At 68.6% G+C, this 12,615-nt stretch carries 15 protein-coding genes; 14 read left to right on the top strand and 1 reads right to left on the bottom strand.

What is annotated here, in order from left to right; genetic code table 11:
* Nucleotides 1–12 precede the first annotated feature (12 nt).
* From Q5Y72_RS10080 to Q5Y72_RS10060, 5 genes are all read left to right on the top strand, one after another.
* A complete protein-coding gene (locus Q5Y72_RS10080) occupies nt 13–303 on the top strand; it encodes a hypothetical protein (protein WP_305963289.1) in 291 nt (96 codons plus the stop codon).
* Nucleotides 304–425: 122 nt separating this feature from the next.
* Entirely contained in the window at nt 426–1,409 is a 984-nt protein-coding gene (dctP, locus tag Q5Y72_RS10075) for a TRAP transporter substrate-binding protein DctP (RefSeq protein WP_305963288.1), read from the top strand.
* A 96-nt stretch (nt 1,410–1,505) separates the two neighbouring features.
* Nucleotides 1,506–2,015, top strand: a complete 510-nt coding sequence (locus Q5Y72_RS10070; protein ID WP_305963287.1) for a TRAP transporter small permease — start codon at nt 1,506–1,508, stop codon at nt 2,013–2,015.
* Nucleotides 2,012–3,313: a TRAP transporter large permease gene (locus Q5Y72_RS10065; protein ID WP_305963286.1), complete on the top strand. Its 1,302-nt coding sequence runs from the start codon at nt 2,012–2,014 to the stop codon at nt 3,311–3,313. The genes Q5Y72_RS10070 and Q5Y72_RS10065 overlap by 4 nt, the downstream gene beginning before the upstream one ends.
* 4 nt (nt 3,314–3,317) lie before the next feature.
* Nucleotides 3,318–3,764 carry a type II 3-dehydroquinate dehydratase gene (locus tag Q5Y72_RS10060; protein ID WP_305963285.1) on the top strand — a complete coding sequence of 149 codons (447 nt, stop codon included), beginning with the start codon at nt 3,318–3,320 and terminating at the stop codon, nt 3,762–3,764.
* Here the strand turns inward: Q5Y72_RS10060 and Q5Y72_RS10055 are convergent.
* Entirely contained in the window at nt 3,761–4,444 is a 684-nt protein-coding gene (locus Q5Y72_RS10055) for a GntR family transcriptional regulator (protein ID WP_305963284.1), read from the bottom strand. The genes Q5Y72_RS10060 and Q5Y72_RS10055 overlap by 4 nt on opposite strands.
* A gap of 176 nt (nt 4,445–4,620) precedes the next feature.
* On the opposite strand from Q5Y72_RS10055, the gene Q5Y72_RS10050 reads away from it, so the two are divergent.
* From Q5Y72_RS10050 to Q5Y72_RS10010, 9 genes are all read left to right on the top strand, one after another.
* Nucleotides 4,621–5,232 (top strand): sulfotransferase, encoded by a 612-nt coding sequence (locus Q5Y72_RS10050; RefSeq protein ID WP_305963283.1) that lies wholly within the window; start codon nt 4,621–4,623, stop codon nt 5,230–5,232.
* A gap of 45 nt (nt 5,233–5,277) precedes the next feature.
* Entirely contained in the window at nt 5,278–6,033 is a 756-nt protein-coding gene (locus Q5Y72_RS10045) for a hypothetical protein (RefSeq protein ID WP_305963282.1), read from the top strand.
* Between the two features lie 335 nt (nt 6,034–6,368).
* A complete protein-coding gene (thiC, locus tag Q5Y72_RS10040; RefSeq protein WP_305963281.1) occupies nt 6,369–8,162 on the top strand; it encodes a phosphomethylpyrimidine synthase ThiC in 1,794 nt (597 codons plus the stop codon).
* The gene (locus Q5Y72_RS10035; RefSeq protein ID WP_305963280.1) at nt 8,159–9,094 is read left to right on the top strand and encodes an FAD-dependent oxidoreductase; all 936 of its coding nucleotides are present in this window, start codon (nt 8,159–8,161) and stop codon (nt 9,092–9,094) included. Before thiC ends, Q5Y72_RS10035 begins: the two co-directional genes overlap by 4 nt.
* A complete protein-coding gene (gene thiS / locus Q5Y72_RS10030) occupies nt 9,084–9,281 on the top strand; it encodes a sulfur carrier protein ThiS (protein ID WP_305963279.1) in 198 nt (65 codons plus the stop codon). Before Q5Y72_RS10035 ends, thiS begins: the two co-directional genes overlap by 11 nt.
* Nucleotides 9,282–10,040, top strand: a complete 759-nt coding sequence (locus Q5Y72_RS10025) for a thiazole synthase (protein ID WP_305963278.1) — start codon at nt 9,282–9,284, stop codon at nt 10,038–10,040.
* On the top strand, nt 10,040–10,648 hold the full coding sequence (locus Q5Y72_RS10020) for a thiamine phosphate synthase (protein ID WP_305963277.1): 609 nt from the start codon (nt 10,040–10,042) through the stop codon (nt 10,646–10,648). The genes Q5Y72_RS10025 and Q5Y72_RS10020 overlap by 1 nt, the downstream gene beginning before the upstream one ends.
* Complete coding sequence (locus Q5Y72_RS10015) at nt 10,645–11,601, top strand: HesA/MoeB/ThiF family protein (protein WP_305963276.1); 957 nt, start codon at nt 10,645–10,647, stop codon at nt 11,599–11,601. The genes Q5Y72_RS10020 and Q5Y72_RS10015 overlap by 4 nt, the downstream gene beginning before the upstream one ends.
* Nucleotides 11,598–12,332 carry a bifunctional hydroxymethylpyrimidine kinase/phosphomethylpyrimidine kinase gene (locus Q5Y72_RS10010; RefSeq protein ID WP_305963275.1) on the top strand — a complete coding sequence of 245 codons (735 nt, stop codon included), beginning with the start codon at nt 11,598–11,600 and terminating at the stop codon, nt 12,330–12,332. Before Q5Y72_RS10015 ends, Q5Y72_RS10010 begins: the two co-directional genes overlap by 4 nt.
* Nucleotides 12,333–12,615 lie beyond the last annotated feature (283 nt).

Genomic DNA, 12,615 nt, shown 5'->3' with positions numbered 1-12,615 from the left:
CAGGAGCGACTGATGCAGTGTCTGAAAACCCTCACGGCGGCGGGCCTCGTGCTGGCCGCGATCACCACCGCGCCGGCGCCCGCGCAGGCGGATGTCGACCGGCTGCTGCGGATCATCAACGGCCATATCCTGACCGGCCATTCGGTCCGGGACGGCGGATACCGCCTGCGCGGCTGGCAGGGCGAGGATGACGATGGCTACCGGCACGGCCGCGACGACGATGACGATGGTGGCGACCGCCGGGGGCGCGGCCGATGGGACCATGATGACGACGGCGATGATGGCAATGATGACGACGACTGATGCCGCCATAAATTGCATACAAAAACAAAAATAACCTACAAAATGGATAATCTGTGGCAAGCGCGGGTCTGCCCGTGCTAGGCTTCCGGTCGACACCGGGATCATTCGAGGGAGGAAACCGAATGTTCGATCGACGCAAGACGCTTGGGCTGTTTGCGGCCAGCGCGCTGGCAATGGCGCTGGCGATGCCCGCATCGGCGCAGGACAAGCCGAAGCTGCGCTTTTCCGCCGTGTTCTCGGAACAGGACATCCGCGCCGACATGATGAAGCAGCTGGCCGAGGCGGTCGGCGACAGTGCCGAGATGGAGCTGTATTACGGCGGCACCCTGTTCAAGCAGACCACCGAGATCATCGCGATCCAGCGCGGCAACCTCGAAATGGGCAATGTCGCGCCGCAGGACATCGCCACGCAGATCCCGGCCTTCTCGATCCTGACCTCTGCCTATCTGTTCCGCGATGCGGCGCATATGCGCGACTTCTTCAACAGCGAGGCCGGCGCCGAGATGAAGGCCATGGCCGAGGATCAGCTGGGCATCCACATCCTCGGGCCGACCTATTTCGGCACCCGCCAGGTCGGGCTGAACATCGACAAGCAGATCACGACGCCCGCCGACATGTCCGGGGTCAAGCTGCGGATGCCGGGCGGCGATGCCTGGCAGTTCCTGGGCCAGGCGCTGGGCGCCAACCCGACGCCGATGGCCTATGCAGAGGTCTATACCGGGCTTCAGACAGGCGCCATCGACGGGCAGGACAACCCGCTGCCGAATGTCGAGAACATGAAGTTCTACGAGGTGATGAAGCAGATCGCGATGACCTCGCATCTGGTTGGCTATGACCTTCTGGTGATCTCGCAGAAGGTCTGGGACGAGATGGGTGCAGAGCAGCAGGCAGCCTTCCAGCAGGCCGCCGACGCCGCCATCGACTGGAGCCAGGCCCAGCATCTCGCGCGCGAGGAGGAACTGGCCAAGAGCTTTGCTGATAGCGGGCTGAAGATCTATACCCCAGACATCGACGCCTTCCGGGCCCATGCGCAGCAGATGTATCTGGACTCGGACATCTCGAAGGACTGGCCCGAGGGGATGCTGGAGCGCATCAACGCGATGTGACGGGACCCGATGCGAGGCGACGCGATCTGACGTGACGGGCAGGGCGTGGCGTGGCGCAGGCCCGCCGCGCCGCTGCCGCAGGCCCGGGAGGAATTCATGGACCGCATGACGCGAATCGCGGGGTGGTTGCACCGGCGCGCCGAGAACGTCGCCGCGCTGATGCTGGCGGTGATGTTCGCCGCCTTCATCGTGCAGATCGCCTCGCGCTATGTGTTCAACCTGCCGGTCGGCGGGGCGAACGAGCTGACCATCACCATGTGGCTGTGGGTCGTGCTGTGGGGTGCGGCCTTCGTGCTGCGCGAGCGCGACGAGATCCGCTTCGACATCGTCTATGGCAGCGTCGGCCCGGGCGCGCGGCGGGTGATGACGCTCATCGCCTCGGCGGCGCTGGTGGCGCTGTATGGCTATTCGCTGCCGGCCGTGTGGGACTATGTGACCTTCATGAAGATCCAGAAGACCTCGTATCTGGACATCCGCTATGACTGGCTGTTCTCGATCTACGTCATCTTCGCCGTTGCGGTGCTGATCCGCTATGCTTGGCTCTTCGTTGGCGCCCTGGCCGGCCGGCGCACCGGCGAGATCCAGCGCGGAGACGGCCAGACATGAGCCTGACCGATCCGTTCACCCTGTCGATCATCTCGATCGTGCTGCTGTGCCTGCTGGGGCTGCCGATCGGACACGCGATGATCGCCTCGTCGATCCTGTATCTGATGCTGGCGGGCCTCGACATGGGCACCGCGGCCGAGCAGCTGCTGAACGGCATGTATTCCAGCTACATCCTGCTGGCAGTGCCGCTGTTCATCGTCGCGGCCGAACTGATGAATGCGGGCTCGATGACGCTGCGCCTGCTGGCCTTCTGCAACGCCTTCGTCGGGCGCTTTCCCGGCGGGCTCGCGCTGGTCAACGTGGTGCAGTCGATCATCTTTGCGGGCATGTCGGGATCGGCGATCGCCGATGCGGCGGGTTCGGGCAAGCTGATGCAGAAGATGATGACCCAGGGCGGCAAGTATCCCGCCGCCTTCGCCGCCGCGCTGACCGCCTCGACGGCGGTGATCGGGCCGATCATTCCGCCCTCGATCCCGATGATCGTCTACTCGCTGGTCTCGGATGCCTCGATCGGCTACCTGTTCCTGGCCGGGGTGCTGCCGGGCCTGCTGATGGGGCTGGTGCAGGCGGTGATCGTCATCGCCTCGGCGCGGCGCCGCAATTTTCCGGTCGAGGACCCGGTGCCGCTGCGCGACCTGCCGAAGGTCACCTTCCAGGCCTTCCCGGCCCTGATGATGCCGATCGTGCTGCTGGGCGGGATCTATGGCGGCGCCACCACGCCGACCGAGGCCGCGGCCATCGCCGCCCTCTATGCCCTGCTGATCTCGGCCTTCTTCTACCGTTCGATCAGCTGGAGCAGCGCCTATCAGTCGGTGCTGGCCAGCGCCCGGACGACGACCTCGATCGGGATGCTGATCGCCGGGGCGCTGGTCTTCAACTATGTCGTCACGGTCGAGAACATTCCCGCAGCCCTCAGCCAGTGGCTGGCCGGGTTCGAGATGTCGCCGCTGCAGTTCCTGCTGGTGGTGAACGCGGTCCTGCTGGTGCTGGGCTGCCTGCTGGAGGGCACCACGATCCTTCTGATCGTCGTACCGGTGCTGATCCCGACCGCCAGCGCCCTCGGCATCGACCTGGTGCATTTCGGCGTGGTCTGCGTGGTCAACATCATGCTGGGGCTGATCACGCCCCCCTATGGGCTTCTGCTGTTCGTGATGTGCAACATCTCGGGCTGCCCGCTAGGACGGATCGTGCGCGAGATCATGCCCTTCCTTCTTGCGCTGCTTGTCGCGCTGGCGGTCATCACGCTGGTGCCGGATCTGTCGCTGTGGCTGCCGCGGCAACTGGGATACCAGGGGTGAGCCGATGACCAAGCCCATCCACGTCCTGAACGGGCCAAACCTCAACCGTCTGGGCCTGCGCGAGCCGGAAATCTACGGGCCGACCACCCTCGCCGAGGTCGAGCGGATCTGCCGCGAGGCGGCGGGCGAGGCCGGGCTGGTGTTCAGGCAGACCAATGCCGAATACCAGATGATCGACTGGATCCACGAGGCCATCGACGCCTCGTCGGCGCTGCTGATCAACCCTGCCGCCTGGACCTTCTACTCGATGGCGGTGATGGACGCGCTGAAGATGTATCCGCATCCTCTGGTCGAATATCACATCAGCAATGTCCACCGCCGCGAGTCGATCTATCACCGGTCGCTGGTCTCGCCGGTCGCGACGGTGGTGATGGCTGGCGGCGGGGCGCGCGGCTATGGCCATGCGCTGCGGCTGCTGCGCGATCTGGTGGCCGACCGCGCGGCCGCCTAGCCGGGGATTCTGCCCGAGGCGATCACATGCTCCATTCCGGCGCGAATATGCCGGACCAGCAGGGCGCCGGCATCCTCGGTGCGCCGCGCAAGGGCCAGGTCGCGCAGCTGGGCGTGATCCTCGGCCACGGCGGCGCCGCGGAAATCCAGCGCCAGCAGGTGATAGCGGATATACCGGTCGAAGATGTTGCCATGCGTCGCCATCAGCGTCGGCATGTCGCAAGCCGACACCAGCGCGCGATGGAAGTTCCAGTCGTAATGCACCCATTGCGCCACCGCGTCCGCCTCGCCGCCCATCAGGCCGTGTTCGACCGACCGCAGCATGTGATGGGCCGACACGACCTCGGCCTCCCACGGCAGGCGGCCCTGCGCGAATGACTGGCGCATGGCGTGACATTCCAGCATGATCCGCATCTCGGCCAGTTCGCGCAGCTCGCGGACACGGACCGGCGCGACCTCGAAGCCGCGCTGGCCCTCGGCGATGACGAGGCTTTCGGCCACCAGCCTGTTCAGCATCTCGCGCAGGGTCGTGACGCTGGCGCCATAGGCCTCGCGCATCCGTTCCAGCCGCAGGCGCTGGCCCGGTTTCAAACGGCCGCGCAGGATGTCGCCGCGGATCGACTGAAGCAGCGTCTGGCCGATGGTGGCGGTTCCGCCCGGCGGGCCATCGTCACGGATCATCATGGGTCACCCCGGCGATTTCATGGCGCCATACCATAGAACGGAAAATCGCCCATGAATATCGCAAACCCGTGCGCGGCCCCGACATCGGCGGCCCGAGGCGGGCCCGGGCTGTTGCAAGCACGGGGCGGCTCGGTTAACTGCGACGCAGGGGTGCGCGGCCGAAGGAGTTTCGCATGGCGAGCAAGGTGTTCGTGATTGGCTTCAACAAATGCGGCACGACCAGCCTGACGCAGCTGTTTCGCAAGTCAGGCCACGCGGCGATCCATTGCCGCTATCAGGTGGCCAAGGGCCAGAAGGCCAACCTGGCCGAGCAGATGTTCCTGAACCGCAGCGCCGGCAACCCCCTGCTGCGCGGCATCGACGGCAGGGTCATGTACAGCGACATGGAATCCAACACCCAGCACTGGTATCTCGCGGCCTTCACCCTGTTCCCCGAGCTTGACGCCCAGTATCCGCGCAGCCGCTTCATCCTGAACCTGCGCGACCGGGCGAAGTGGCTGCGCTCGCGCACGCACCACAACAACGGCACCTACATGCGCAAGTTCCTGGCCAGCAGCGGCCTTGCCAGCGAGGACGAGGTGCGCGCGCTGTGGGCGCGGCAATGGGACACGCATCTGGCGAATGTGCGCGCATATTTCGCGGACAAGCCGGGCAAGCTGGTCGAATTCGACATTGCCGAGGACCCCATCGAGAAGATCTGCGACTTCCTGCCGGACCTCAAGCTGGACCCCGCCCATTGGGGCAAGTTCAATGCCAACGCGGCGCTGGAAGAACCGGCGGCCTGAGCCTGCCGCGGCAACCCCGGACCGACATCAGAAGAAATGATCGCCGTGACCACGACCGACCTGCCGTCCTCTCCCGCCCCGGCCGCCGCCTTCGACGCCATCCGGGCCGACCGGGCGACGCCGCGCAGCTATTTCGTGATGGGCGAACGCGCCTCGGGGACGAACTACCTGCAATGGGTCATCCGCGAGAACATGCAGGTTCGCCCCATTGCGCTTGAATACTGGAAGCACGGCTTTCCGACCTTCGACATGATCCCCGAGCATCTGCTGATCGTCGTCAGCTACCGGAACGCGCTGTCCTGGCTTCTCAGCCTGTATACCAGCCCCTGGCATGCCAGCCCGCAGATGCAGGCGCTTGGATTTTCCGAATTCATCCGCTGCCCCTGGGAGACGGTGATCGACAACCGCTTCATGCGCCGCAGATACCAGGGCACGCCGATGATCGGCAGGCCCCTGCAGGCGGATCGCCACCCGATCACCGGCCGCGCCTTCGAGAATGTGCTGCGGATGCGCACCGCCAAGATGCAGGCGCTGGAGGGGCTGCGCAACCGCCGCTGCAACGTCGTCTATACCCGTCAGGAGGACGTGCTGAAGGACACCGGGGCCTGCCTCGATGCGCTGTGCCGCAGCTTTGGCCTGTCGCGCCGGCAGGCGGAGCTGAGCCTTCCCACCAAGCGCCTCGGCGGCTGGCCCGAAGGGATGAAGCGCGAGGCCCCCAAGCGGATCTCGGATGACGACCTTGCCTTCATCAGGAGCCAGCTGGATCTGGGGTTCGAGGCACGGCTGGGCTACCACTATTGAGGCCGCGCATGCCGGCGCGCGACCTCGCGGGCCGGCAATGCCGCATGACTGTTCTTTTGCGGTTGACGGCCGGCGCGCAAATCGACAACCTGCCCCAACGTCAGGGGAGTCCCGCCACGGGGACTGAGAGGCTGACAGGGGTGCCGATCCGTTCGGTCCCCGGTGAAGCGACCCTTTGAACCTGACCCAGTTGACACTGGCGTAGGAAGACCGAAGGGCATTCCCCATGGCATCGCTCCGGGGGCCTTTTCGGGCCGGTCGAGCCCCGTTCCGGGGCCGCGGGCCCCTTTCTGCTTCCTGTCTCGGCCCGGGTCTTTCGCGAGGAAGGACCACAGATGACCAGCCCGAAGATTTCCACCGGCCCGCTGCCGGCATCGTCCAAGATCCATCTGGGCGGCAGCCTGCACGACATCCGCGTGCCGATGCGGTCGATCGCCCTCACGGGCGAGCCGCCGCTGACGGTCTATGATGCGTCGGGTCCCTATACCGATCCCGATGCGCAGATCGACATCGCGCGCGGGCTGCCCGACATCCGCGGTGGCTGGCAGCGCCTGCGCGGCGAGGTGGCGCCGACCGCCGCGCGCCCGGTGCAGCCGGCTGACAACGGTTTTGCGACCGGCGCGCGGCTGACGCCTGCCTTTCCCGTGCGGCGCGACCCGCTGCGGGCGACCGGCGGCCGCGCCATCACCCAGCTTGCCTATGCCCGCGCCGGCATCGTCACCCCCGAGATGGAGTTCGTCGCCATCCGCGAGAACGAGGGCCGCATTGCCGCCCACAGCCGCGACGGCGAGGGCTTCGGCGCCACGCTGCCCGATCTGGTCACCCCCGATTTCGTGCGCGCCGAGATCGCGGCCGGTCGCGCCATCATTCCCGCCAACATCAACCACCGAGAGCTTGAGCCGATGATCATCGGCCGAAACTTCAAGGTGAAGATCAACGCCAATATCGGCAACTCGGCCGTCACCTCGTCGATGGAGGAGGAGATCGAGAAGATGGTCTGGGCCATCCGCTGGGGTGCGGACACGGTGATGGACCTGTCCACCGGTCGCAACATCCACAACATCCGCGACTGGATCATCCGCAACGCGCCGGTGCCGATCGGCACGGTGCCGCTTTATCAGGCACTGGAAAAGGTCGGCGGCGTCGCCGAGGATCTCGGCTGGGAGATCTTCCGCGACACGCTGATCGAACAGGCCGAACAGGGCGTGGACTACTTCACGATCCATGCCGGGGTGCGGCTGGCGCATATCCCGCTGACCGCCCGGAGGGTCACGGGGATCGTGTCGCGGGGCGGCTCGATCATGGCGAAATGGTGCCTGCACCATCACCGCGAAAGCTTCCTGTATGACCGCTTCGACGAGATCTGCGAGATCATGCGCGCCTTCGACGTCTCCTTCAGCCTTGGCGACGGGCTGCGCCCCGGCTCGATCGCGGATGCCAATGACGCCGCCCAGTTCGCCGAGTTGCACACCCTGGGCGATCTGACCCGGATCGCGTGGGAAAGGGATTGCCAGGTGATGATCGAGGGGCCGGGCCATGTGCCCATGCACAAGATCAAGGCCAACATGGACGAGCAGCTGAAGCATTGCCACGAGGCGCCCTTCTACACGCTTGGCCCGCTGACCACCGACATCGCGCCGGGCTATGATCACATCACCAGCGCCATTGGCGCGGCGATGATCGGCTGGTTCGGCACCGCGATGCTGTGCTACGTCACGCCCAGGGAACATCTCGGCCTGCCCGACCGGGACGACGTGAAGACCGGGGTGATCGCCTACAAGTTGGCTGCCCACGCGGCGGATCTGGCCAAGGGCCATCCCGGCGCACGGGCCCGCGACGACGCGCTGTCGCGGGCGCGGTTCGAGTTCCGCTGGCAGGATCAGTTCAACATCGGCCTCGATCCCGACACCGCGCGGGCGATGCATGACGAGACGTTGCCCGCCGAGGCGCACAAGGTCGCGCATTTCTGTTCGATGTGCGGGCCTAAATTCTGCTCGATGAAGATCAGCCATGACATCCGCGCAGAGGCCAGGCGCCAGCAGGGTCTGACCGACATGGCCGAACGCTTCCGCGAGGGCGGCGCGATTTATGTGCCGGTGGCGGGGCCGGATGCCGAGCCGGTCGCGTGATCTCGGTTCTGGGGCAGGGCGTCGCCGGGCTGTGCGCCGCGACCGTGCTGGCCGAACGCGGCCTGCCGGTCGAGGTGATCGCGCCCGCCGCCGAGCCGCTGCCGGCGTCCTCGCTGGCCGGCGGGATGCTGGCGCCGTTCTGCGAGGGTGACGGCGCGCCGCAGGTGGTGGTGGCGCGCGGGCAGGGCGCGGCAGACTGGTGGGGGTCGCGTGTGCCGGGCGTGGTGCGGCGCGGCACGCTGGTTGTCGCCGCGCCGCGCGATGCGCCCGAGCTGGACCGCCTGGCCCGCGCCACGACCGGCCATGGCTGGGCCGATCCCGCCGCGCTGGAACCCGCGCTGCAGGGCCGCTTTGCGCGCGGGCTGTTCTACCGGGCCGAGGCGCATCTGGACCCGCGGGTCGCGCTGGATGCGCTGAGGGGGCGGCTGCTGGCGTCCGGCGTGGCGTTTCGGGACGGCCCGCCGCGCGGGCGGATCGTGGATTGCCGCGGGATGGGCGCGGCGCCTGACCTGCCCGACCTGCGCGCGGTGCGTGGCGAGATGCTCGAGCTGCTGGCCCCGGAAGTCAGGCTGTCGCGCAGCCTGCGCCTGCTGCACCCGCGCTTTGCCTGCTACATCGTGCCGCGCGGGGCGGGCCGCTACATGATAGGGGCGACGATGGTGGAAAGCGCGCGGCTAGGCGGCGTCACCGCCCGCGCGGTGGTCGAGCTGCTGTCGGCCGCCTACAGCGTCCATCCCGGCTTTGCCGAGGCCGAACTGCTGGCCACCGGCGCGGGCCTGCGTCCCGCCTTCCCCGACAACACGCCCGCGATCCGCCGCTGCGGCGACCGGCTGCACCTGAACGGCCTTTATCGCCACGGCTTCCTGATGGCGCCGGCGCTTGCCGGCGATCTTGCCGACATCCTCACAAGGGACCCTGCCCATGCAGATTGATCTGAACGGCGAAGGTATCGCCACCGGGGCCGGCACGCTGGCCGAACTGCTCTGCGAACGGTGCTTCGACGCCGACAGCGTGGCGACCGCGCTGGATGGCGTCTTCGTTCCGCGCCCGCTGCGGGCCGTGACGCCGCTGCATCCCGGCGCGCGGGTCGAGGTGCTGTCGCCGATGCAGGGGGGCTGAATGTTCTACGGCTTCACACCGGCCTCGCGCCTGATGCTGGGCACGGCGGGCTACCCCTCGCCCGCGCTGCTGCGCGACGCCATCGCGGCCTCGGGCGCGGGCATCATCACCCTGTCGCTGCGCCGCGAGGGCGGCGAGGGTGCGGGGTTCCGCGACCTCCTGCGGGCCTCGGGCTGCCGGCTGCTGCCCAACACGGCCGGCTGTCACAGCGCCGCCGAGGCGATCACCACCGCCCGCATGGCACGCGAATTGCTGGGCACCGGGTGGATCAAGCTGGAGGTGATCGGCCATGCCGACAGCCTCCAGCCCGATCCCTTCGCGCTGCTCGAGGCGGCGCGGGTCCTGTGCGCCGAGGGGTTCGAGGTCTTCCCCTACATGACCGAGGACCTGATCCTTGGCGAAAGGCTGGTCGAGGCCGGCTGCCGCGTGCTGATGCCCTGGGGCGCGCCGATCGGATCGGGGCAGGGGCTGCGCCATGCCGAGGCATTGCGGGCGATGCGGGCGCATTTCCCCGATGTGCCGCTGGTGATCGATGCGGGCATCGGCGCCCCCAGCCAGGCGATGCGAGCGATGGAGATGGGCTTCGACGCGGTGCTGCTGAACACGGCGGTCGCCCGCGCGCTGGACCCGGTCGGCATGGCGCGGGCCTTCGGACAGGCGGTCGAGGCGGGGCGCCTTGCACATGAGGCGGGCCTGATGCCGCCGCGCGACATGGCGGTGCCCTCGACCCCGGTCCTCGGCATGGCGCGGCTGGGGTGATGAGGCTGGACCCGTTCTATCCGATCGTCGGCGGCGTGGACCTTCTGGCGCGGCTGCTGCCGCTTGGCCTGCGGCTGATCCAGCTGCGCGCCAAGGACCTGCCCGAGCCCGAGTTGCGCCGCCAGATCGCTCGGGCGCGCGACCTGTGCCGCGCTCATGGCACGCTGCTTGTGGTGAACGATCACTGGCGCATCGCCCTGGATCTGGGCTGCGAGGCGGTCCATCTGGGGCAGGAAGACATGGACGGCGCGGATTTCGCGGCCCTGCGCCGCGCCGGCATCGCCTTCGGCCTCTCGACCCATGACGGGGCCGAACTGGACCGCGCGCTGTCGCATCGGCCCGCCTATGTGGCGCTTGGGCCGGTCTGGCCCACGCGGCTGAAGAGGATGGCCTGGGCGCCGCAGGGGCTTGCGCGGGTCCGCGCGTGGAAGCGTCTTGCCGGGCCGGTGCCGCTGGTCGGCATCGGCGGCGTCACGCCCGAGAGGCTGCCCGCCCTGTTCGCCGCCGGTGCAGACAGCGCCGCCGTCGTCACCGACATCGCGATGGCCCCGCAGCCCGAGGCGCGCTGCCGGGACTGGATCGCCGCCACCCGGAGCCTTGCGCCATGAGATATGATCGCCAGACGATCCTGCCAGAGATCGGCCCCCAGGGCCAGGCGCGGTTTGCCGCCGCGCATGTGCTTGTCGTCGGGGCGGGGGGGCTTGGCTCGGTCCTGCTGCCGCTGCTTGCGGGGGCGGGGGTGGGGCACCTGCGCATCATCGATCCCGACCGGGTCGAGGAAAGCAACCTGCACCGCCAGATCCTCTATCGCACCGCCGATATCGGCCGGCCCAAGGCGCGCGTCGCCGCGGCCGCGCTGACGGCGCTGAACCCCGGCTGCCGGGCCAGCGCGCTGGTCGCCCGGATGGATCCGGCGCTGGCGCGGGCCGAGGTGCCGCGGGCCGATCTGGTGGTCGACGCCGCCGACGCTTTCGTCGTGACCTATGCCCTGTCGGACCTGTGCGCCGCCCTTGGCAGGCCGATGATCAGCGCCTCGGTGCAGGGCCGGGCCGGACATGTCGGCGGTTTCTGTGGCGGTGCGCCCTGCTATCGCACGCTGTTTCCGGACCTGCCCGCCCGTCTGCAAAGCTGCGCAACCGCGGGGGTGATGGGACCGGCGGTCGCTGCGCTGGCGGCGATGCAGGCGCAGATGGTGCTGTCGGTGCTGCTGGGTCACAGCCCCTCGCCGCTGGGCCAGTTCATGACGCTGGACCTTGCCAGCTGGCGATGCTCGGGCTTTCGCTTCGACGGCGCCGCCGCCCCTGAACAGCCCGGCCCGCAGGTCCTTTCCCGCGCCGACCTGGCGTCCGGCGATCTGGTGGTCGAATTGCGCAGCGCCGCGGAATGCCCGGTCCCCCCGGTGCCGGGGGCGATCAGGGTCGCGCCCGGGGATCTGCCCACGATGTCGGTCGGGCAGTCGGGCCGGGTGGTGTTCTGCTGCGCGACCGGCTTGCGGGCATGGCGGGCCGCCCGTGCGCTGGCGGCCCGCAGCGAGGTGCCGGTAGCGGTGCTGTGCCCGTGATCCGGCCGGTCCTTTTCGTTGGCGGGCTTGATTCCAGCGGCGGGGCGGGCCTTCTGCGGGATGCCGCGACGGCGGCGGTGCTGGACCAGCCCGCCCGTGTCGCGGCGACGGCTGTGACGGCGCAGGGCACCGGCGGGGTCGCGGCCGTCCATCCGGTGCCGCCGGGCACCGTCGCGGCGCAGATCGGCCTCGCCGCGCAAGAGGGGCTGGCCACCGTCAAGATCGGCATGCTGGCCACCGCCGCGACCGTGGCCGCCGTCGCATCCGCCTTGCCGCCCGGTGTTCCGATGGTCCTCGACCCCGTGCTGCGTGCCAGTTCGGGCGGGGTGTTGCTGAAACCGGACGGGCTGGCCGCGCTGCTGGCGCTGCTGGTGCCGCGCGCCGCGCTGCTGACACCCAACATCCCGGAACTGGCGGCGATCGGCGGCGCGCTGGGTCTGCCGTCCGGCGCGGCCGAGGATCTTGTGGTGCAGGGGCTGCTGGACGCGGGATGCGGCGCCGTCCTTGTGAAGGGCGGCCACCGCGACACGCCCGCCATCTGCGAGGATCGTCTTTATCGCGGCGGCCATGACCCCGTGGCGATGCGGGCACCCCGGCTTGCCCGCACGTTGCGGGGGACCGGCTGCCACCTGGCCAGCGCGATCGCGGTGCATGTGGGCCGCGGCGCCGGCATGGCCGAGGCGGTGGCGCTGGCCCGCGACCATCTGCGCGCCCGCTTCGAGGCCGGGTGAGGCCGGGATTTCTTCATGATTGCACATCGCGGCAAACAGCCTGTAGCATCGGATGCAGCGCATTGGCGCAAGCATCTCAGGGGGCGCAGGGGGAGGCTGCGCATCCAGCCGGTGATTGCGGGTGAGGAGGGACCGTTTCGTGCCGCCCGCATGGGGGGCAGAACGTGCTTCATCCGCCGGGTCCCGGCCGGAATGGCCGAAGGGGGCAGCCGCGCAACCTGATCGAAGGAAGGCCATTTCATGACCACTGCCGCTGTCCTTGCTGCCGCATCCTCTCCGTCCG

The organism is Paracoccus spongiarum, from assembly GCF_030732095.1.
Taxonomy (GTDB): Bacteria; Pseudomonadota; Alphaproteobacteria; order Rhodobacterales; family Rhodobacteraceae; genus Paracoccus; species Paracoccus spongiarum.
The sequence above is the reverse complement of the archived record's forward strand: the minus strand, read 5'-3'. Positions and strand labels throughout refer to the sequence as shown.

Coding starts and splice junctions, on each gene's coding strand:
- Q5Y72_RS10080 (WP_305963289.1), top strand. CDS start 13: ATGCAGTGTCTGAAAACCCTCACGGCGGCGGGCCTCGTGCTGGCCGCG.
- dctP (WP_305963288.1), top strand. CDS start 426: ATGTTCGATCGACGCAAGACGCTTGGGCTGTTTGCGGCCAGCGCGCTG.
- Q5Y72_RS10070 (WP_305963287.1), top strand. CDS start 1,506: ATGGACCGCATGACGCGAATCGCGGGGTGGTTGCACCGGCGCGCCGAG.
- Q5Y72_RS10065 (WP_305963286.1), top strand. CDS start 2,012: ATGAGCCTGACCGATCCGTTCACCCTGTCGATCATCTCGATCGTGCTG.
- Q5Y72_RS10060 (WP_305963285.1), top strand. CDS start 3,318: ATGACCAAGCCCATCCACGTCCTGAACGGGCCAAACCTCAACCGTCTG.
- Q5Y72_RS10055 (WP_305963284.1), bottom strand. CDS start 4,444: ATGATCCGTGACGATGGCCCGCCGGGCGGAACCGCCACCATCGGCCAG.
- Q5Y72_RS10050 (WP_305963283.1), top strand. CDS start 4,621: ATGGCGAGCAAGGTGTTCGTGATTGGCTTCAACAAATGCGGCACGACC.
- thiC (WP_305963281.1), top strand. CDS start 6,369: ATGACCAGCCCGAAGATTTCCACCGGCCCGCTGCCGGCATCGTCCAAG.
- thiS (WP_305963279.1), top strand. CDS start 9,084: ATGCAGATTGATCTGAACGGCGAAGGTATCGCCACCGGGGCCGGCACG.
- Q5Y72_RS10025 (WP_305963278.1), top strand. CDS start 9,282: ATGTTCTACGGCTTCACACCGGCCTCGCGCCTGATGCTGGGCACGGCG.
- Q5Y72_RS10020 (WP_305963277.1), top strand. CDS start 10,040: ATGAGGCTGGACCCGTTCTATCCGATCGTCGGCGGCGTGGACCTTCTG.
- Q5Y72_RS10015 (WP_305963276.1), top strand. CDS start 10,645: ATGAGATATGATCGCCAGACGATCCTGCCAGAGATCGGCCCCCAGGGC.